The organism is Micromonospora sp. NPDC049139, assembly GCF_055586845.1.
The window spans coordinates 1-19,511 of record NZ_JBVJHK010000031.1; the positions used below are offsets into that span (position 1 = coordinate 1).

Here is a 19,511-nt window from a genome sequence, read left to right on the forward strand (position 1 = left end):
ACCACTACGCCCAGTGGGAGCAGCAGGCCGCCGACCTCGTCGCCGAACACTGGAACAGCTGACGACAGGTGCATGACGCCGCTGGCCGGTACCCCCGTGCGGGGTACCGGCCAGCGGCGTCCTCGCCTCCGACCGTCTCAGTGGGGCGTGGCGGCGTGGACCCGGACGATCACGGCGGTGGCGTTGTCGTCGCCGCCGGCCTCCAGGGTGGCGCCCAGCAGGTCCCGGACCGCCTCCTCCGGTCGTGGCGCCGCCAGCAGCTTCCGGGTCAGGTGGTAGTCGACCTGGTCGCTGACCCCGTCGGTGCAGAGCAGCCATACGTCGCCGGGGCGCAGCGACACGGCGAGCAGGTCCGCCTCCGGCTCGCCCGGGTGCCCGGCGTAGCGGGTCAGCTGGTAGCGGGCGCGGGCGGCGGCGGGGGAGTCGGCCGGGTACCAGCCGTGCAGCACGCCCAGCCAGGCCGCCGTGTGGTCGACGGTCATCAGCTCGAGCAGGCCGTCGCGCAGCCGGTACGCGCGGGAGTCGCCGAGCTGGAGGAGCCAGCCCTGGCCGCCGTCGGGCTCGACGAGCAGGGCGGTCAGGGTGCAGCCGGTCAGCTCCGCCAGGCCCGCGCCGGCGGCGCGTACGGCCGACTGGACGCCGGCCACGGCGGCGCGCAACTGCCGGGGGCCGACGTCGGGCCAGGCGGCCCGGACCTGTGCGACCAGGGTGCCCATCGCCGTGGTGCCGGCCCGGCGGCTGCCCTCGCCGGCGCCCATCCCGTCGGCCACCGCCGCGAACGGCAGGGCCGGGTCGACGTGCAGCACGTCGAAGTTGGCCGGATAGCGGTTGCCGACGACGCTGCCGCCGACGGTCTCCACCGTGATCTCGCCGAGCGGATGGTGGCGCGGCTCGGCGGGCGCGGGAACCTCATCGGACACGGGGACCTCGGCATCGGGCACGGGAGCCTTGGCGGGCCGGCGGGCGAAGGCTGGACACCGGCGGACGGTAGCACCGGGCGAGCCGAACTCGGGTGTCAACATGGGTTGACAGGGTGACGGATGTCAACGTAAGTTGACGACATGAGTCAGGCAACGGAACTCGCCGCGGCAGCCGGCAGCACCGACCCCCGGGTCGGGCTGCGCGCCGTCCGCGCGCTGCGCCGGCTGCTCGAACGGCTCGAGGTGGTCCAGGTGGACAACGCCCGTCGACAGGGCTGGTCCTGGCAGGAGATCGCCGACGAGCTCGAGGTCAGCCGGCAGGCGGTCCACAAGAAGCACGCCGGGCGACCGGCGGTCGGATCCTCCTGGGAGGCGTGATGTTCGAACGGTTCACCGACCGGGCCCGCACCGTCGTGCGAGTCGCCCGGGACGAGGCCCGGGCCGAGGGCCAACGGCCGGTCGGCACCGAGCACCTGCTACTCGCCCTCCTCGCCGACGGGGACAGCCTCGCCGCGCGGGTGCTCGCCGAGGCCGGCGTCCGCGCCGACGACCTGCGGGCCCGCGTCCGCCGGCACACCGAGCGGGGCGGCACCGGCCTCGCCGACGCCGACGCCGCCGCCCTGCGGGAGATCGGCATCGACCTGGCCGCGATCGTGGCCCGGATCGAGGATTCGTTCGGCCCGGGCGCGCTGCGCGAGGCGGTGCCGGCGCCGCGCCGCCGCTGGGGCCGCCGACGGTACGCGGGCGGGCCTTTCTCCTCCCGCGCCAAGAAGGTGTTGGAGCTGTCGCTGCGGGAGGCGCTGCGGCTGCGCCACCGCCACATCGGCACCGAGCACATCCTGCTCGGGGTGCTCCGCGAGGGGCGGGGGCTGGGTGCGCTGGTGCTCACCGAGGCCGGGGCCGACCTGGACGACCTGCGCCGGCGGGTGGAGACCGCGCTGCGGGCGGCGGCCTGAGCCCCCGGAGCCGGCGACCCGGGGCGGGATCGTAAACCTGTTCTCGCTGCGCGTAACGTCACCGCGTCGCCGGCTCGCTGCCACACCGGATCTGCTGCACACTGGCGCCGTGGATCCTCGACAGGACAGGCGCGCTGCCCACCACGGCGGCCTGCGCTCCGCCGTGGTGGTCAACCCCGTGAAGGTGGCCGACCTCGACGAGCTGCACCGGACGGTCCACGACGCCCTCGCCGCCGCCGGCTGGCCCGAGCCGCTCTGGTTCGAGACCACGGTCGAGGACCCGGGCCGCGGCCAGACCGAAAAAGCGGTCGAGGCCGGCGTGGACGTGGTCTTCGCCTGCGGCGGCGACGGCACCGTGATGTCCTGCGTCAGCGGCCTGGTCGGCACCGACGTCGCGCTCGCCGTGCTCCCGCAGGGCACCGGCAACCTGCTCGCGGCCAACCTGGGCCTCTCCGGGGACCTGGCCGCCGGGCTGGAGGTCGCCGTCGAGCGCGGTCGCCGGCTGCTCGACGTCGGCGCGGTCGAGGACCACTACTTCACCGTGATGGCCGGCATGGGCTTCGACGCCCAGATGCTCGCCGCCACCTCGGAGACCACCAAGAAGCGGATCGGCTGGCCGGCGTACGTGGTGGGGGCCGCCAAGCACCTGCGCGACCGACCGATGAAGGTGTCCATCCGCATCGATGACCAACAGCCGATCCGCCGGCGGGCCCGCTCCGTGCTGATCGCCAACGTCGGGCGCCTCCAGGGCGGGGTGCGCCTGCTCACCGACGCCGAGCCCGACGACGGCTACCTCGACGTCGCCGTGCTCACCCCGCGTACGCTGCGGCACTGGCTGGCGCTCGGCTGGGCCGTCGTACGCCGGCAGGACCGCGTGCCCCGGATGGAGGTCTTCCGGGGCCGGCGCGTGGAGATCACCAGCAACCGGGCCCAGCCCCGGGAGCTCGACGGCGACCTCATCGAGCCGGGCCGCACCCTAAAGGCCGAGATCCGGCGGCGGGCGCTCTGGCTCTGCGTGCCGCAGCCCGAGCAGGCCCCCGACCTGGCCGAGGACGCGCAGGCGGCCGGAGAACGGGGCGAGCAGCTCATCGACGAGGCGCACCGTGAGTAGCACCAGGATCGTGCCGGAGACCCGGCTGATGCCCGACGAGGAGCTCAACGCCGACGACGCCTGGCACACGCTGCGCCGGCAGGGCGGCTGGCACCTGCTGCGGGACGCCTTCATCCGGTTCCGCTACGGCGACGGCTTCAGCCACTCCCGCGCGTTCGCGCTGCAACTGTGCCTCGCCGTGGTGCCGTTCATGATCGCGCTGACCGGCCTGATCAGCGAACTCGGCGTGGAGGAGGGCGGCCAGGTCGTCGCCGACACGGTGCTCGCACTCACCCCCGGGGCGAGCGAGCCGGTGGTGGCCGAGCTGCTCGGCGAGGGCGACCGCACCGAACGCGCCGGGGAGCTGGCGCTCAGCCTCGGCCTGATCACCGGTCTGGTCGCGCTGACCAGCACGATGGCGCAGATCGAGCGCGGGGCCAACCGGATCTACGGCGTGGAACGGGACCGCCCGGCGCTGTGGAAGTACGTCCGCGCCGCCGTCCTCGCCCTCACCGCCGGCGTACCGGCGCTGACTGGGTTCCTGATCCTCGTCGGCGGTGGCCCGATGGGTGACTCGGTGCAGCGGCACTACGCCTGGGGCGAACTCGCGAACGGTGTCTGGGACGTGGTGCGCTGGCCGCTCAGTCTCGGGCTGACCGTGCTGGCCGTCGCGGTGCTCTTCCGGCACGCGCCTCGCCGCAACCAGCCCGGCCTGTCCTGGCTCTTCTTCGGCGCCGGGATCGCCACCGCGCTGTGGTGGGTGGCCAGCCTGCTGCTCGCCGCGTACGTGCGGTTCAGCGACGGGTTCGGCCAGACCTACGGCGCGCTGACCGGCATGATGGCGCTGCTGCTGTGGGCGAACCTGACCGGCATGGCGCTCTTCGGCGGGCTCTCCTTCGCCGCCCAGCTGGAGGCGCTGCGGATCGGGGTGCGCGAGCCCGCCCAGCCGGACCTCTGGGAGCCCGAGGCCGAACGCGACCAGCTCCACGACACCGGCGACATGACCTCCCTGTAGTCCGTTCCGGACACCCCCGGTGTACGCGCAGCGCCGATCGGGTATTGCGGCACGCCAGGAGCGAGAGGGAGGCTGCCGTGGCCGCGGTCAAAGAGGCGTTGCGTCGACCCCTGGGTCACTTCACCGAGCGGACGCTCGCCGGCCTGGCGGTCGTGCTCGGCGCCGGGGTCGGCTTCGGGGTGCTCCTCGTCCTGGTCCGGACCCGGTGGACCCCGCTGTACGACGTCGACCACGGCGTGGCCGCCTGGCTCAACGACCTGGTCGCCCCGCACGGGCCGCTGGTGACCATGCTCAACGCGCTCACCGACCTCGGCGGTCGGGCGGTCATCGTCTGGCTGGTGTCGGTCGCCGTGGTCGGCCTGCTGATCCGCCGGCAGGGCCGGCTCGCGGTGTTCCTGATCGTCACCGGTCTCGGCGCGCTGATCCTCGACCCAGCGCTCAAGACGCTGGTCGACCGGCTGCGCCCCGAGGTGGAGGTGCCGATCGGCAGCTACGCCGGGGACAGCTTCCCCAGCGGGCACGCGCTCGGCTCGATGGTCGCGTACGGGGCGCTGCTGCTGGTCTTCCTGCCGGCCATGTCGCGCCGCTGGCGCAGGCCCGCGATCGTCCTGGTCGCCGCCGTCGTGTTCCTGATCGGGCTGACCCGGATCGCGCTGGGCGTGCACTTCGTCTCCGACGTGCTCGGGGCCTGGCTGCTCGGCGCCGCCTGGCTCGGCGTCACCGCGTACGCCTTCCGGCTGTGGCGGTTGGAGCGGGGCCGGCCGGTCCCGGCGCTGACCGAGGGGCTGGAGCCGGAGGCCGCGCACGAGGTGGCCCCCGCCCCCGACGAGGCGCACCTGCTACCGCACCCCCGGGCGGCCGTGTTCGAGCTGGTCGTCGGGTGGGTGCTGGTCCTCGGCGCGCTCTACGGCTTCGGCATGTTCGTCAGCTACCACGCCGGCGGCACCCTCTTCGCCACTCTCGACACCGACGTGCCGAGGTGGTTCGCGGAGCACCGCACCCCCGACCGGGACGACCTGAGCTGGTGGTGGAGCAAGGCCGGCGACACGCACGCCATCCTGCTCATCTCGCTGGTCTTCTGCCCGCTAGTGCTGGCCGTGTGGCGGCGCTGGCGGCCGGTGCTGTTCGTCGCCCTGACCATGTTCGGCGAGCTGAGCCTCTTCCTCGCCGCCGCCGCCGCGGTCGACCGGCCGCGCCCGCCGGTGGGCAACCTCGACGGCCCGATGCCGACCTCGTCGTTCCCGTCCGGCCACATCGCCGCCACGCTCTGCGTCTGGGTCGCCGTCGCGATCATCGTCGTCCCGCGTACGGACCGGTGGTGGCGGTGGATCTTCGTGGCGCTGGCGGTGGCGATGCCGGCCGCCGTGGCGATCTCCCGGATGTACCGGGGGATGCACCACCCCACCGACGTCATGGGCGCGATCATCCTCACCACCGGATGGATCGGGCTGCTCTACTGGGTCGTCCGCCCCAACGAGGACCTGCGCGAGGGCAACCGGCCCAGCATCGAGTCCGAGGACGTGCACACCCTCGACGACGAGCTGGCCAAGGCCGCCCGGGTGGACTGACGGCACCGATGCTGCGGGTGATGAGCTGGAACATCCGGACCGGCGGCCGGGACCGGGGCGGCGTCGACCGCCGGGACCGGCTGGCGCGGGTCGTCGCCGCGCAGCGGCCGGACGTGCTGGCGTTGCAGGAACTGCGGGACTTCGACTCGGGCGACGTGCTCGGCGACTTCGCGGACCGGGTGGGGATGCGGCCCCACCTCGCCCGTTCCTGCTTCGGCCAGCCGGTGGCGGTGCTGCTCCGGCCGTCGCTGCGCGCCCTCGCCGCCGCCCGGGTGCACCGGCCGTTCCACCACGCCGCGCAGCGGGTCACCGTGGCGACCGACGCCGGCCCGCTGACCGTGCTGAGCGTCCACCTCGATCCCTACTCGGGGCTGCGCCGGCGCGTCGAGGCGGGCTGGGCCGAGGCCGCGCTGCGCCGTGCGCCGGGGGAGCTGGGGCTGCTCGCCGGGGACCTGAACACCCTCGACCCCGTCGCCGACCACGGCGACCGGATCGCCCGGCTCCCCGCCGCGTACCGCCGCCGTCACCTGCGTCGGGACGGGCGGACGGTGGACACCCGGGCGGTGGCCCGACTGCTCGCCGTCGGCCTGGCCGACCTGTACGCGGCGGCCGGCACGCCCGACGCCGGGCTGACCGCGCCGACCCGGCACGGCGGCGGCGCGGAGTTCTCCGGCATGCGGCTGGACTACCTGTTCGGCACCCCGGCGCTGGCCGCCCGGGTGCGGGACTGTCGGGTGGTCCGGGGCGGCGACACCGAGTACGCCTCCGACCACTACCCGCTCGTCGCGGACCTGGCCCTCGACCCGGCCTGACCGACCCGGTCGGTCACCCGGCCGACCCGTCGGCCATCCGGCCGCCTCGACGTGCCCGCCGCCGGGTGCTTGCCGGGGCTGGTTACCGTGTGCCGGTGATCGACTCGCCGGGCCCGGCTCCGCGCGCCACCGGACCATCCGCCACTTCTGGAGCCGCGCCGCTGGTCGTGGCCGTCGCCCGGGGGATCGCGCTGGTCGTGGTCGTGCCCGTGCGGCTGGTCTGGGAGCTGGTCGCCGCCGTCTGCGGGTGGCTGCACCGCTGGCTGCTCGCGCCGGTCGGTCGGTTCCTGGACCGCTGGCTGCTGCGCCCGGTCGGCTGGCTGCTGCGTCACCTGCTGTGGCTGCCGCTGGTGTGGCTCGCCCGCGGGCTGGCCTGGCTGGTCCGGGCGGTGGTGTGGGTGCCGCTGGTGTGGCTCGCCCGCGGGCTGGCCTGGCTGGTCCGGGCGGTGGTGTGGGTGCCGCTGGTGTGGCTTGCCCGCGGGCTGGCCTGGCTGGCCCGGACGGTGGTGTGGGTGCCGTTGGCCTGGCTGGCGTACCACCTGGTCTGGCTGCCGCTGCGCTGGCTTGCCCGGCTCCTCGCCCCGCTCGGGCGCCTGCTGGCGGCCGGGCTCGCCGCGCTGGGCCGGTGGCTGCTGGCCGTCGGCCGGGTGCTGCTCGACGCGGCGGCGTGGGCATGGCGGATGACCGGCCGGCTGCTGTGGTGGTGCTACGCGCTCACCCTGCGGCCGTTCGTGCTCGCGGCGGGCTGGCTGTGGCGGAACGCCATGCGTCCGGTGGGCCGGGCGGTCGCCGCCGCGTGGCGGGCGACGGTGTCGCCGGTCGCCCGTTGGCTGCGCGGCAGCGTCGTCGACCCGGTCCGCCAGGCGACCCGCGAGGTGCTGGCCGCCCTCGGCCTGCGCCGCTGACCAGGGGGCGGGCGAACGCGGGTCACAGGACCAGGTTGAGCAGGACGGTCAGGACGATCGAGGCGACGATCGAGAAGAGGATCATCAGGAGGCAGCCGAGGCCGCCGCCGGCGGGGCGGATCTCCGTGTTGCCGATGCGCATGTGATCACCTGTTCGTCAGGGACGGGGCGAGCAGGGCACGGATCGCGTCGGCGACCTGCGCCGGCGCGGTGGTCGCGACGTTGTGCGCGGCGCCCGGGACGGTGAGCATGCGGGCGTGCGGCACCAGCCGGCCCACCTGCGACCGCCAGGACGCCGGCACCACCGGGTCCCGGGAGCCGGCGACCACCAGGGTCGGCGCGGTGATCCGGACCAGGTCCGCCTCGACGCCGTTGCGTACCGAGTGCGCCAGCGTCGCGTGGACGCGCCACGGGCGGGCGTCCACGACGTCCCGGAGCAGGATCGGCGCCTGTAACGGCGCCTCCCGCAGGGTGTCCACCAGCCACCGCCCGAACTGTCCCCGCCGGGACCGGGCGGCCGGGTCGCTGGTCGGCCCGGCGAGCACCAGGGCCCGGACCGCGTCGGGCTGGCGGGCGGCCAACGCCGCGACGACCTCCGCGCCGAACGAGTGCCCGACCAGGCAGACCGGCGGCATCCGGTACGCGGCCAGCCAGGCGGCCAGGTGGTTGGCGTGCCGGGCCACGTCGTACGCCGTGCCGGGGCGCTCGGTGAGCCCGAAGCCGGGCAGGTCCGGCGCGTACACGGGGTGGGTGTCGGCCAGCGCCAGGGCGAGTGGGGTCAGGTAGCGGTGGGACACCGCCAGCCCGTGCACCAGCACGACGGGTGTGGCGCCGGTGCCCGGGCCGGCCGTGCGGCGGGTGTGCGTACGGATCCCGTCGACCAGCCGCCACTCGCTGGTCAGGCCGGCGGCCGGGCGCGGCGCGGCCAGCGCGAGGCGCAGCTCGGCCGGTCCGAACCGGCCGGGCGGGGTCGCCCGGGGCCGCCGGGTCGGCGAGATCCTCACAGCTCGCGCAGCCTCGGCAGCAACTGATCCTGCGCCCAGTCCAGGAACATGGGTTGCGTCCCGCCGCCCACCTGCACGATCGCCACGTGGGTGAAGCCCGCGTCGACGAACTTCTTGAACGCCTCGACGTGCCGGTCCACGTCGGGCCCGCAGGAGATCCCCGCGGCCACGTCCTCCTCGCGGACGAACTGGGTGGCGGCGGCGAACGACTCCGGCCCGGGCAGGTCCGCGTTGACCTTCCAGCCCATCCCGAACCAGCGGAACTGGTCGTGCACGATCTTGCGGCACTCCGCCTCGTCCGGGCCGTAGCAGATGGCCACCTGCCCGTAGCGGGGCCGCCCGGCGCCGCCGGCGTCCTCGTACATCTCGATGATGTGCGGGTCGGGCTCGGTGGCGACGACGCCGTTGCCGTACTCGGCGGCGAGGGTGGCCGACTGCCGGCCCGAGGCGGCGATCGCCATCGGCACCGGGCGGTCCGGCCGGTCCCACACGTAGGCGTCGGGCACGTCGTAGTGGTTGCCGGAGAAGGTCAGCGTCTCCCCGTTGAGCAGGGGCCGGATGATCTGGAGCGCCTCCTCGAACATCTCGTGCCGCTGCTGCACGTGCGGCCAGCCGCCGACCACGTGCTCGTTGAGGTTCTCGCCGGCGCCGAGGCCGAGGGTGAACCGGCCGTCCGAGAGCACCCCGACGGTGCTGGCCTTCTGCGCCACGACCGCCGGGTGGTAACGGCGGATCGGGCAGGTCACGAAGGACATCAGCTCCGCCCGGCTGGTGGCGTGCGCGACCGCGCCGAGCACGGACCAGGCGTACGGGGAGTGGCCCTGCGAATCCAGCCACGGGTAGTAGTGGTCGGAGATGACGAGCTGGTCGAAGCCGGCCGCCTCCGCCCGCACCGCGTAGTCGACCAGGTGCTTGGGGCCGGCCTGCTCGCACAACAGGGTGTAGCCGACGGTGACCATGGCGTTCTCCTTCCGAGCCGTCTCCCCTCCCGGCTCGGCGGCCGGACCCGGGCGGATCATCAACGGATACCCCCGGCAGCGCCGGTCAACCCTCCGGTCCGGCGGCGAGGCGGGCGGCGCGCATGGTCAGGTAGCGCTGCTCGGGCAGGCTCGTGGTCAGGGCGGCCGCAGCCCGGTACGCGGCCACCGCGCCCTCCCGGTCGCCGGCCATCTCGCGCAGGTGCCCGCGGGCGGCGGGCAGCCGGTGGTGCCCGGCGAGCCGGGGGTCGGCGTCCAGCGCGTCGAGGGCCGCCAGGCCCGCCGCCGGGCCGTGCACCATGGCGGTTGCCACCGCGCGGTTGAGGGCGACGACCGGGTTGCCGGAGAAGCGTTCCAACACCTCGTAGAGGGCGAGGATCTGCGGCCAGTCGGTCTCCCCGGTGCTGGGCGCCTCGTCGTGCAGCGCGGCGATGGCCGCCTGGATCTGGTACGGCCCGACCGGCCCGCGGGGCAGGGCCCGGGTCACCAGCGCGACCCCCTCGGCGATCGCCGCCGCGTCCCACCGGCTGCGGTCCTGGTCGGCCAGGGAGACCAACTCGCCGGACGGGCCGGTCCGCGCGGCGGCGCGGGCGTCGGTGAGCAGCATCAGCGCGAGCAGGCCGGCCACCTCGCTGTCGTCGGGCAGGAGCGCGTGCAGCGCCCGGGTCAGCCGGATCGCCTCCTCGGACAGGTCCACCCGGCGCAGGTCGGCGCCCAGGCTGGCGGTGTGCCCCTCGGTGAAGATCAGGTAGAGCACGTGCCGCACCGCGGCCAGCCGGGCCTCCCGGTCGGCCGGCTCGGGCATCCGGAACGGGAGGCCGGAGCCGCGGATGCGCTGCTTGGCGCGGCTGATCCGCTGCGCCATGGTGGCCTCGGGCACGAGGAAGGCGCGGGCGATCTCGGCCGTGCTGAGCCCGCCGACCGCGCGCAGGGTCAGCGCGATCGCCGAGGCCGGCGAGAGCGCCGGATGGCAGCAGAGGAAGAGCAGGGTCAGCGTGTCGTCCCGGTCGGCGGTCAGCTCCTCGTCCGGCGGCGGCGCGGCGCGCCGGTCGTCCGGCTCGCGGCGGGCGACGAGGTCCTCACGCCGCCGCCGGGCCGTCTCGCCGCGGACCAGTTCGACCATCCGGCGGTACGCGACCTGGATCAGCCAGCCGCGGGGGTTGTCCGGCGTCCCCTCGACCGGCCACTGGGTCGCCGCCGCCAGCAGCGCCTCCTGCACGGCGTCCTCGGCGGTGGCGAAGTCGCCGAAACGGCGGCTGAGCACGCCGAGGACCTGCGGCGCCAGCTCGCGCAGCAGGTCCTCGACGGATGGTTCGGCGGCGTCCAGTCGTCACATCTCCAGTGGCGGGGCCGACATGACCGGGCGCACCTCGATCGGCATGTTCAGCGGCCGGCCGCCGGGGCCGGGCGCGGTCGAGATGTGCGCGGCGATCGCCACGGCCCGCTCGGGGCTGTCGCAGTCCACGATCCAGAAGCCGGCGAGGAACTCCTTGGTCTCGGCGAACGGCCCCTCGGTGACCACGGGCGCACCGTCGGAGCCCGCCCGGACGATCTTCGCCTGGTCGGGCGCGGCGAGCCCCTGGCCGTCGACCAGTTCGCCGTCGGCAACCAGCTTGGCGTTGACCTCGGCCATGAAACCGATGTGCGCCCGGATCTCCTCCGGCGCCCAGGTGTCGATCGAGGGGAAGTCCGTGCCGGCGGCGCTGAACTGCATGAGCAACATGTACTTCACGTCTGGCTCCTCACGACTGCGCACCATCATCGGTGCTCTCACCCACAGGTAGAAGCCGGCACACCGGTCCTCGACATCCCGGCCGAAGAAATTCCGAGAAATTTCGCCGCCGCCCGCCGCCCGCCGCCCGCCGCCCGCCGCCCGCCGCCCGCCGCCCGCCGTCCGTCGTCCGCTACCCGTTGGTGGCGGTGAGTTCCAGCAGGAGCGTCTGCCCTACGCCGGCCGGCGTGCCCTCACAGGCACTTCACAGCGGTGCCGGATAGGGTCCGAGCAGTCAACGACCCGCTCCAGGGTGGAGTGCGGCGTGATTCTGCGGGAGTTCCGATGGTCTTCAAGAAGATGCTGAGCGCGTTCGGTGTGGGTGGGCCGAGCGTCGACACCGTCCTGACCAACCCGAACACCCGGCCCGGCCTGACCCTGGAGGGCCAGGTGAACCTGGTCGGCGGCGACGCCCCGGCCAACGTCGAGCAGGTCGTCGTCAGCCTGGTCACCCGGGTCGAGATCGAGGGCGGCGACACCGAGTACGCCGGCATCATGGAGTTCCACCGGCTGCCGGTCAGCGGCGCGTTCCAGCTCGCCCCGAAGCAGCAGCTCTCCCTGCCGTTCCAGCTCCCGGTGCCGTGGGAGACCCCGATCACCGACGTGTACGGCCAGCGGCTGCGCGGCATGACGATGGGGCTGCGCACCGAGCTGGCGATCGCCCGGGCGGTGGACAAGGGCGACCTCGACCAGGTCAACGTGCACCCGCTGCCGGTGCACGAGCGGATCCTGGAGGCGTTCCAGCAGCTCGGGTTCCGCTTCAAGCACGCCGACCTGGAACGCGGCCACATCCGGGGCACGCAGCAGACGCTGCCGTTCTACCAGGAGATCGAGTTCTTCGCCTCGCCCCAGTACGCGTCGACCATCAACGAGGTCGAGCTGACCTTCGTCACCAGCCCGCACGGCGTCGAGGTGATCCTGGAGTGCGACAAGCGCGGCGGGTTCCTCACCGCCGGGCACGACGCCTTCGGCCACTACCGGGTCTCGTTCGCTGACGCCGACCGGACGGACTGGGTCCAGGTCGTCGACGGCTGGCTGCGGGAGACCACCTCGCGCTACGGCAGCCTGCGCGCGCAGGGCTTCGGCGGGCACGGGCACGGCCACGGGCACGGCCGGGGCCCTGGCATGGGCGGCGTGGTCGCCGGTGCCGCGCTCGGTCTCGTCGGCGGCATGGTCGCCGGAGAGATGATCGAGGACGCGATCGAGGGCGACTTCGCCGAGGACTTCGGCGGCTTCGAGGAGTAGGACACACGACGGTGGCCTCCGGGACGTACGCCCCGGAGGCCACCGCGTGCTGTGGCGCGCGGTACCCGGTCAGTGCCGGGCCTTGCGCTCCTCACTGCTGCGCCAGTTGCTGCCGGCCTTGGCCAGACCACGGCTACCCAGGTAGCCGAGGGTCAGCAGCGTGATCATGAACCACGCGTTGGGGGCCCGGAAGATGTCCACCCCGGCCGAGTTCTTCCCGACCAGCTGTGAGGCGGCCAGCACGCCGATCACGGCCGCGATGTAGACCCAGAACTCGGTGGTCCGCAGCGACGGCTTGGTCTCCGTGCCGGGTGCCTGCATGGCTTCCCGACGTCCGTCGGGCACGATCGGCATCGGGCGGGTGGGCGTCTCCTGCATGGCCCGGTCCTGCATCGCCCGGTTGGGTGCTTCCTGCACCGGCCGGTTCATCGGCCTGGTGGATGCAGCCTGCGTGCTCATCTTGTCCTCCTCAGGATGCGATGAGTCGTACCTGCATTCCCTCCCCCCGCTACCGCGTTTCGGCCACGGCACGGTTCGCGTTCATGGCGAGGGCACCCGCCGTCTACCCGACCCGGCGGGGGCAGTAACACCCGCCGGCGGCCGGGAAAATCCGGTCCGCTGGGGTCGCGCGGGGCGCGCGCCACGGACGGGGTACGGCGGCCGGCCCGGCCGCGCGGGTTTGCCGGGCGGTCGCCCGGGCACGCACCCGTACCGACACTTCTGTGAGGTGATGGACGTGCGTGAGGACGACATGCGACAGGATGCCGCCCGGCGGGCCGAGGACCGGATCGCCGGCGGCGTGTACGGCGAGGGCGTCCTGGACGAGGTGACCGTACCCCCCACCGACGTGCAGCGGGTCATCCAGGACGAGGACCCGGACGACCCGGCCCACGTCCCGGTCGACCCGGACGTGCTGCGCGACGGGGGCCCCACCCGGGGGCAGGGCGCGATCACCACGACCGGCGGCACCGCCGGCCCGGCCAGCGCCCGGCGGTTGGCCCGGCAGCCCGAGCGACACCGCGGCAAGGTGGCCCCGACGACCACGGGCGACGCCACCACCGGCGGCATGAGCACCCCTGCCGGTGGCTCCACCAGCGACCAGTCCAGCACCGCCAGCCAGGTCGGCAACTTCACCAACGAATGACCACCGGTCGCGGCCCCACCCGCCCAACGGCGTAGGCGGGACCACTGACGGTCGGAGGCGAGGACGCCGCTGGCCGGCACCACTGTGCGGGGTACCGGCCAGCGGCGTCATGGCCTGCCGGTAGCTTCCGGACCAAAAACAACTCCAGCGCTGTTCAAGCAGGGGATGACGATCACAACTCCAGGCGTTCACGCAGGGCCTCTGACTAGGGCTGGAGTTGTTCTTGGTCCGGAAGCTACGGCGAAGCCCAGGCCGCCGAGGCCCGCGCCGAGCGTCTGCAAGCCCAGCTCGACCAGGCCCGCACCGACCGGCCGGGCGGCAAGCGGTGAGCGCCGACCCCGACGTGCAGCCCCGGTAGCGGACCTACCCGTGGGCCACCGGCGCGTCCGGTGCCCCGGCGGGAGTGGCCCGACCCGGACCACGTGGGGGCGCCCCCACCACTCTCCTCCCCGAAGGGCCTGCCGGCAGGCCTAGGAGACCCGGCGGGCACCCGCCACCCGTGGCTACCGGTAGCTCCAGACCACTGGCCGGGCCTTGTAGATCGCCGCCCCGGAGAGGTAGCGGTTGCCGACGTAGGAACCGTTCAGCCGGTACAGCCAGACGTTGCCGTTGCCGTAGGTGCCGTCGCCGTTCGCACCGCCGACCTTGGTGGTGAAGACCAGCCCGCCGGAGTGGTTACCGACACTCTTGATCTTGCTTGTGTCGATGTAGCCGGGTGCCCGCTGGAATCGGTTGCGGTTGATGTCGTACCGGTAAACGTGGCTGGTGTTGCTCATCCACAGGTTGGCGGAGGTGCCGTAGACCGGTGACAGGTCGTGCACGTTTCCGGTGACCGTCCGGCAGGCGGCGTTGGTGAGTTTAGGAGCGATGGCCGTGCCGCTCACCTTGTAGCTGCACAGCCGGGTGCCGCCGGCGGCCCAGAGGCGCTTGATGGCGCTGTCCCAGTAGACGGCGTGCGCCTTGGCGAACGCCTTCGTGGCGGCCGGGCTGGTCCGGCCCTTGCCGTAGAGGGTGAGCTTGCCGGGATCGGAGGAGGCGACCACGACAGCGCCGTTGGGCAGCAGTTCGATGGCGTGCGGGTTGCCGCCTGGCGTGACCTGGTACCGCACCTTGCGGGTGGCGTAGTCGACGATCCCGGCCCGGCCGCCGGACGCGGCCACCAGGACCACGTACCGCGAGCCCTGCTTGCGGAACTTGACGTCGGAGAGGTTCTTCCAGCCGCTGCCGGCGGGTCGCTTCCACGACCACTGGGCCGAACCAGCCGTCCACCGGCTGGCGCCGGCGCTGAAGATCCTGACCCCGTACCGCTGGTCGACCACCGCGACCCGGTCGCTGGCCGCCTGCGCGCCGGTCGGCGCGACCAGCACTCCCACCATGCCCACCGTCGCCGCGCCGAGGGTTGCGCCGATCGCGCGCCACCGCCGTCGCGCCCTGTCTGCCGATCGCATCATCGCCATGAACCTCCCGTGTTACGAGCCCCGTCGGGGGGCGTTGACGGGTGCGGCCCACGGAATGTCGGCCTGCACCACGACTGATGGTGTTCGAGCGTATTCGGTTGGTAACCGGCTGCCAATGATGGCGTTGGATGGGCGACAGCGTGTCACGGTCGACCACGTTCAGGGTGTCGCGCGGCGTACCGGACAGCACCCGGGCTGCGCTACGCTGCCCGCACGGCTGTTGCGCCAGCCGATCCAGGAGCCCGTCCCCCCACGCCGGGGCCGAGCGACGAGCGGAGAAGACGTCTCAGACTCAGCGCCTCACCAACTCTCACCGCTGTCGGGCATGACCTCGTGTCGGTGGGGTCGGGCGTGGGCGCACCCCGCCGAGAAGCGAGCTGACGATGCCGAAGACCAACCGCAGGCTCACCCGCGCGGTGATCGAGCGCCGCGACAGCACCGGGGAGACCTACACCCAGGCCCGCGAAGGCGTGCTGGCCACCCTGACCCTGCCGGAGACCGAGCGCCAGGCGCACGCCTTCCGTGCCGCCGTCGCGCTGCGCATGGCCCACGCCGGCGAGGACGCCGACCGGGCCGCCACCTCGGTGCAGGAGATCCAAGATCTCGCGCAGTGCAACGGCTGGTCCTTCGCCGACGCCCAGGTCGAGTACGACTCCCCGGTCAACCAGGTGATGTGCGAGAAGTGTGGCTGGACCAACGGGATGGTCTGCCCCGAGTACCCCGGCTGCGGCTGCTACAACGGCCAGTGCAGCGGCTGGCGCCACAACGAGTTCATGAGCGACGACGAACGCAGGGCCTCTGACTAGGGCTGGAGTTGTTCTTGGTCCGGAAGCTACGGCGAGGCCTCTATGGGATCAAGGCGCTGGCGCGCGGTTACCCGGCCCGGCGGCAAGCCGCCCCGGCCCGGCCTTCGGTCAGCCGGGGCGGTCAGCCGCCCGGACGGGCCGGAAGGCCGTGCGTAGTTGCCGAACGGACTCGACGTTGACCAGGACGACGAGTTGCCGAACACTTCACGGCCGGATCGACGGTATTGCACTACTCCTGATGGCCAGGCGGTTGTCGACGAGCATCAGGACCAGGACGTGCCGCACGATTGCCCGGCATGAACTTGCTTCCTCTGGAGCCAGCCGCTCGACCGGAGAACCTAACGCTAACCACCGCCTTGACGGCGTCTCTGCGTTCACTGGCTGCGGGTATCTCCACGCTAGCGAGGACTTCTGGCCCTTGCAGGAGGATCCGCCACCCACGCTCCGAGAGAGACCATTTGGCGACCTCAAGAACCTCAACTTCCGGGAAGTTGTCGATCTCAGCCTGTGCCACTCGTTCTTGCAGAGCCCTCCGTGCGATCTGGACCGCCTGAGGCTGACTGAGGACCTTGGGGCTGCCACGGCGTAACAGACGCGAGGCAGCGGCCTTGAGCAGGTCGTAGGCCGCGTTGCCCAGCACGCCGGCACTGAGCGCGCCACCGACCCAGACCACCGTTGTGCCCAGCGCATCCGCCGTAACCCCACGCGCACGCGGGAGAAGCGGGCGATCTGGAGGAGTCGGATGCGGATCTTCGGCGGGCAGTGCGTCCCCGCTCCATTTTGGGTCTAGCGCGTTGAACCCCCGCTCGTTGAACGCGTGGATCACGTCCCGCACGTAGTCCTCGGTCACCTTCAACAGGTGGGCGATGTCCGGCGCCGGCTGCCCCTGGGCGGACATCAGCACCACGATCGCCCGCAGCTGCACCGGGTCCTTCGTCGTGCGGCGGATCCGCTGTAACCGCTGGCCCTCGGCCATCGACACCTGCCGGACGAACACCTCCGGGCGTCTACCCACCCGGCACCACCTCCCGCAGCCTCAAGCGTCGGGAGACAGCCTGCCTCACGGGTCTTCAGAACCGATGGACTACACGATCAACGTTCAAAGTCGCGGCACTAGAGCAGGTTGGGTACCAGGTGAGCGTCGACCCGCAGGACGCCCAGGTCCTGCTGGTGCATCGCCCCAGATGAGCCGTGGATCCGTTCGGCGGTTCAGGCGCCCTCCGGTTCGGCCCTTGGGCCCGTCCTACTGGTGGGCTCTCGTATTCAGCTGTCGCTGGTTCCCCGGGGTGCCCAGCCTGCTGGTGACCTTCCGTGATCTCCGGCGGCGTATCGGCTCCAGGTTCCTCCGGTCTCGTTGCGGAGGCGGCTGGTGGTCTTGTCGTGGTAGCCGAGAGCGTCCGCGACGACGGATGCGGGCAGTTCGAGGAGTTGCTGGCAAGGACGGCGCCCTGACCGGCCCGGGCAAGGAGCACGCCGAGACCAGCATGCTCTCGCTCCACTTGCTGCAGTCCGCGCTCGTGCACGTCAACACGCTGCTGGTTCAGCAGATCCTCGCCGAACCGGCCTGGGCGAAAAGCTGACGGATGAGGACCGGCGCGGCCTGACCGCGCTGTTCTGGTCGAACATCGACCCGTACGGCACCTTCCGTCTGGACATGGACAAGCGCCTCGACCTGGGACTCACCGTGCCCCGACCCCGCACCCCGGCGAACTCCACCGCCCGATCGACGACGGAGACACGATGACCGAGCGCGCTGAACAGTACGGACGATGGACCGGCGCCGACGGCGTCGAGTTCAGCCACGGCGACGGGCTGGTCGGCGAGCTGGCCATCACCTTCGCCCTGCACGCCTTGAACGAGGTCTCCAAGGCAGTCACGCCGGCGCCCGGTGTGGCAGTGCTTACCATCGCGCAGTCGGACGGCAAGGTGCTGGGCCAGTTCACCGCCGAAGCCCAGGACGCGGACATCCTGACCAGGCGCCGTCATGAGCTGGACGCCGATCGCTGCGGCCAGACCTTCAGCAGCAACCTCAAGTGCCATCAGGGATCGTCAATCGGTCCGGGTGCCCAGGATCCGCGCCAGGGTGGGGATCACCACCGCCGCAGGGACGAGGTGCAGTCCGAGGAGGGCGGTGGTGGTGGCAGTGTCGGCCCCGGAGAGGAAGGGCGGGACCAACGAGATGGCGGTCAGCGACACTGCCGTCCACACAAATCGCTCGGCGGGGTGAGCGCTCCAACGAAGAAGAACGGCGGCAATGACGATGCCCACGGCCGAGAAGAAGCCGGTCACTACGGCGAACCCGGACAGCGGGATCGTCTCGCCACCATCGGTGACCTCGAAGTCGACGCCGGCGGCCCGGACAAGCGCGGCGGCGAGGGTGGTGACCGCCATCGCCGCGAGCGCGGCAATGAAGCCGGTGCCGGCGAGTCGGCGGAGTCGGTGGGGGTGGCTGGTCCGGCCGGCGGCCGCGCCGGTCACGATCCCGGTTTCCTTCGTGCTGTTCATGTCGTTCCTCCGTCATTCGGTCATTGGTGTACGGGGTGTCTTGACTGGAATGCGAGGGCCTTGGCTCCCGGGCGGAGTGATGATGCGTACCCTCGCCGTGCGGCGGCCTGGGTTCCGCAGGGCGCGGACGCCGGTGCCGCGGAGCCAGAACCCGGCATCGCGTTCGAGGACCGGACCCGGCTCGCCATCGCGCAGCTCCAGCTGCACTCGGCCACGGGTGACGAGGCAGAACACGTCGTGCCACTCCGCCGCGGTCACGGCGATACGCGCGCCGCCGCGCAGCGCGAGCGTCCGCACCGGGACTACTCCGTGCCGTCGGCCGGCAGGCGCTCCGGCAGCCCGAGCCGCGGGAACCGGTCGTCGTGGAACGTGACGATCTCGGTGATCGCCCCGCCGGTGACGCGCAGGACGTCGATCGTCAGCGGCAGGTACGCGCCCTCCTGCTGCTGCCAGTGGTAGAAGGCGAGGGCGGGCTGCCGGTTCACGGTGGTCTGGACGGCGCGCAGGCCCTTCATGCCCTCGAAGCCGCTCTCGACCAAGTAGTTCACCACCGTGTCGCGGCCGACATACAGCCCCGGCGTGGGCGGCATCGAGAAACGGACGTCGTCGCGCAGCATCGAGGCGAGCGCCTTGACGTCCGTAGCCACGCTGGCCTCGGTATAGCGGCGCACCAGCTCGCGCGTCCCGGCATCCTCCTCGCCGCCGGTCCAGTCCTGCCGCTCGGCGGGCAGGTGCTCCCGCATGCCGGCGCGGGCCCGCTGCAGGGCGCTGTTCACGGAGTTGACGGAGTCCCCCAGGATCTCCGCAACGTCCTTCGCCGGCCAGCCGAGCACATCCCGCAGGATCAACACGGCCCGCGGGCGCGGCGCGAGGTGCTGGACTGCGACCAGGTAGGCCAGCTCGATCGTCTCCCGCGCGACGGCGACGGCCTCCGGCTCGTCCGCGTCGCCCGCGGGCAACTCGTCGAGCAGCCGGTCCGGGTAGGGCTGCAGCCACAGCACCTCACCGCCGGTTGCAGGCTCCGGGCGGCGCTTGGCGAGCAGATCCAGGCAGACGTTGGTGGCGATCCGGTACAACCAGGCCCGGAACGTTGACCGTCCCTCGAAGGTCTCCCGCCGCCGCCAGGCACGCATGAACGTCTCCTGCACGGTGTCCTCGGCGTCCTCGAACGACCCGAGCATCCGGTAGCAGTGCACGTGCAGCTCCCGCCGGTGCCGCTCCGCCAGCCCCGAGAACGCCGGCTCGTCGACCTCGCCCAGCCCGCTCACGCCCAGCTCCTCCAGCCGCGTGTCCGCACCCATCACGTCATCCTTCCGTCTCATCGTGTCCCGACGCA

At 72.8% G+C, this 19,511-nt stretch carries 21 protein-coding genes; 10 read left to right on the top strand and 11 right to left on the bottom strand.

Annotation, left to right across the window (positions count from 1 at the left end; all coding sequences use genetic code 11):
• Positions 1-137: 137 nt before the first annotated feature.
• Positions 138-920: a PP2C family protein-serine/threonine phosphatase gene (locus ACZ6Q9_RS31745; RefSeq protein WP_393452183.1), complete on the bottom strand. Its 783-nt coding sequence runs from the start codon at positions 918-920 to the stop codon at positions 138-140.
• A 141-nt stretch (positions 921-1,061) separates the two neighbouring features.
• On the opposite strand from ACZ6Q9_RS31745, the gene ACZ6Q9_RS31750 reads away from it, so the two are divergent.
• The 7 genes from ACZ6Q9_RS31750 (at position 1,062) to ACZ6Q9_RS31780 (ending at position 7,266) form a co-directional block, all read left to right on the top strand.
• On the top strand, positions 1,062-1,298 hold the full coding sequence (locus tag ACZ6Q9_RS31750) for an HTH domain-containing protein (RefSeq protein ID WP_089001290.1): 237 nt from the start codon (positions 1,062-1,064) through the stop codon (positions 1,296-1,298).
• Positions 1,298-1,876 (top strand): Clp protease N-terminal domain-containing protein, encoded by a 579-nt coding sequence (locus tag ACZ6Q9_RS31755; protein ID WP_396830799.1) that lies wholly within the window; start codon positions 1,298-1,300, stop codon positions 1,874-1,876. The genes ACZ6Q9_RS31750 and ACZ6Q9_RS31755 overlap by 1 nt, the downstream gene beginning before the upstream one ends.
• 109 nt (positions 1,877-1,985) lie before the next feature.
• Positions 1,986-2,987 carry a diacylglycerol/lipid kinase family protein gene (locus tag ACZ6Q9_RS31760; protein WP_396830801.1) on the top strand — a complete coding sequence of 334 codons (1,002 nt, stop codon included), beginning with the start codon at positions 1,986-1,988 and terminating at the stop codon, positions 2,985-2,987.
• Positions 2,980-3,981 carry a YihY/virulence factor BrkB family protein gene (locus tag ACZ6Q9_RS31765; protein ID WP_393265131.1) on the top strand — a complete coding sequence of 334 codons (1,002 nt, stop codon included), beginning with the start codon at positions 2,980-2,982 and terminating at the stop codon, positions 3,979-3,981. The genes ACZ6Q9_RS31760 and ACZ6Q9_RS31765 overlap by 8 nt, the downstream gene beginning before the upstream one ends.
• Positions 3,982-4,058: 77 nt before the next feature.
• Positions 4,059-5,549 (top strand): phosphatase PAP2 family protein, encoded by a 1,491-nt coding sequence (locus ACZ6Q9_RS31770; RefSeq protein WP_396830803.1) that lies wholly within the window; start codon positions 4,059-4,061, stop codon positions 5,547-5,549.
• 8 nt (positions 5,550-5,557) lie between these two features.
• Positions 5,558-6,361, top strand: a complete 804-nt coding sequence (locus ACZ6Q9_RS31775; RefSeq protein ID WP_396830805.1) for an endonuclease/exonuclease/phosphatase family protein — start codon at positions 5,558-5,560, stop codon at positions 6,359-6,361.
• 95 nt (positions 6,362-6,456) lie between these two features.
• The gene (locus tag ACZ6Q9_RS31780; RefSeq protein WP_466021461.1) at positions 6,457-7,266 is read left to right on the top strand and encodes a hypothetical protein; all 810 of its coding nucleotides are present in this window, start codon (positions 6,457-6,459) and stop codon (positions 7,264-7,266) included.
• A 146-nt stretch (positions 7,267-7,412) separates the two neighbouring features.
• On the opposite strand, the gene ACZ6Q9_RS31785 is transcribed toward ACZ6Q9_RS31780, so the two are convergent.
• From ACZ6Q9_RS31785 to ACZ6Q9_RS31800, 4 genes are all read right to left on the bottom strand, one after another.
• On the bottom strand, positions 7,413-8,270 hold the full coding sequence (locus tag ACZ6Q9_RS31785; protein WP_396830808.1) for an alpha/beta fold hydrolase: 858 nt from the start codon (positions 8,268-8,270) through the stop codon (positions 7,413-7,415).
• On the bottom strand, positions 8,267-9,229 hold the full coding sequence (locus tag ACZ6Q9_RS31790; RefSeq protein ID WP_396830809.1) for a TIGR03557 family F420-dependent LLM class oxidoreductase: 963 nt from the start codon (positions 9,227-9,229) through the stop codon (positions 8,267-8,269). Before ACZ6Q9_RS31790 ends, ACZ6Q9_RS31785 begins: the two co-directional genes overlap by 4 nt.
• Before the next feature lie 85 nt (positions 9,230-9,314).
• On the bottom strand, positions 9,315-10,511 hold the full coding sequence (locus tag ACZ6Q9_RS31795; RefSeq protein ID WP_396830811.1) for an RNA polymerase sigma factor: 1,197 nt from the start codon (positions 10,509-10,511) through the stop codon (positions 9,315-9,317).
• A 66-nt stretch (positions 10,512-10,577) separates the two neighbouring features.
• On the bottom strand, positions 10,578-10,970 hold the full coding sequence (locus ACZ6Q9_RS31800; protein ID WP_396830865.1) for a YciI family protein: 393 nt from the start codon (positions 10,968-10,970) through the stop codon (positions 10,578-10,580).
• Positions 10,971-11,303: 333 nt separating this feature from the next.
• Between ACZ6Q9_RS31800 and ACZ6Q9_RS31805 the strand changes: the two genes are divergently transcribed.
• The gene (locus ACZ6Q9_RS31805; RefSeq protein ID WP_396830812.1) at positions 11,304-12,263 is read left to right on the top strand and encodes a sporulation protein; all 960 of its coding nucleotides are present in this window, start codon (positions 11,304-11,306) and stop codon (positions 12,261-12,263) included.
• Between the two features lie 69 nt (positions 12,264-12,332).
• Here the strand turns inward: ACZ6Q9_RS31805 and ACZ6Q9_RS31810 are convergent, their stop codons facing one another.
• Complete coding sequence (locus ACZ6Q9_RS31810) at positions 12,333-12,722, bottom strand: hypothetical protein (protein WP_393452209.1); 390 nt, start codon at positions 12,720-12,722, stop codon at positions 12,333-12,335.
• A 277-nt stretch (positions 12,723-12,999) separates the two neighbouring features.
• On the opposite strand from ACZ6Q9_RS31810, the gene ACZ6Q9_RS31815 reads away from it, so the two are divergent.
• Positions 13,000-13,407, top strand: a complete 408-nt coding sequence (locus ACZ6Q9_RS31815; protein WP_357704394.1) for a hypothetical protein — start codon at positions 13,000-13,002, stop codon at positions 13,405-13,407.
• A 503-nt stretch (positions 13,408-13,910) separates the two neighbouring features.
• On the opposite strand, the gene ACZ6Q9_RS31820 is transcribed toward ACZ6Q9_RS31815, so the two are convergent.
• Positions 13,911-14,858, bottom strand: a complete 948-nt coding sequence (locus tag ACZ6Q9_RS31820) for a DUF6528 family protein (protein ID WP_393306655.1) — start codon at positions 14,856-14,858, stop codon at positions 13,911-13,913.
• A 389-nt stretch (positions 14,859-15,247) separates the two neighbouring features.
• Between ACZ6Q9_RS31820 and ACZ6Q9_RS31825 the strand changes: the two genes are divergently transcribed.
• Positions 15,248-15,670 carry a hypothetical protein gene (locus ACZ6Q9_RS31825; RefSeq protein ID WP_396830815.1) on the top strand — a complete coding sequence of 141 codons (423 nt, stop codon included), beginning with the start codon at positions 15,248-15,250 and terminating at the stop codon, positions 15,668-15,670.
• 229 nt (positions 15,671-15,899) lie between these two features.
• On the opposite strand, the gene ACZ6Q9_RS31830 is transcribed toward ACZ6Q9_RS31825, so the two are convergent.
• The 4 genes from ACZ6Q9_RS31830 to ACZ6Q9_RS31845 all read right to left on the bottom strand — a co-directional run bounded on the left by ACZ6Q9_RS31830 (position 15,900) and on the right by ACZ6Q9_RS31845 (position 19,479).
• Positions 15,900-16,667, bottom strand: coding sequence for a helix-turn-helix domain-containing protein (locus ACZ6Q9_RS31830; protein ID WP_396830817.1), 768 nt, complete (start codon positions 16,665-16,667; stop codon positions 15,900-15,902).
• 527 nt (positions 16,668-17,194) lie between these two features.
• Entirely contained in the window at positions 17,195-17,710 is a 516-nt protein-coding gene (locus ACZ6Q9_RS31835; protein WP_396830819.1) for a hypothetical protein, read from the bottom strand.
• Positions 17,711-17,719: 9 nt separating this feature from the next.
• Positions 17,720-18,148, bottom strand: coding sequence for a DUF6069 family protein (locus tag ACZ6Q9_RS31840; protein WP_396830821.1), 429 nt, complete (start codon positions 18,146-18,148; stop codon positions 17,720-17,722).
• Positions 18,149-18,477: 329 nt separating this feature from the next.
• Positions 18,478-19,479 carry an RNA polymerase subunit sigma-70 gene (locus tag ACZ6Q9_RS31845; RefSeq protein ID WP_396830867.1) on the bottom strand — a complete coding sequence of 334 codons (1,002 nt, stop codon included), beginning with the start codon at positions 19,477-19,479 and terminating at the stop codon, positions 18,478-18,480.
• Between the last annotated feature and the right edge of the window lie 32 nt (positions 19,480-19,511).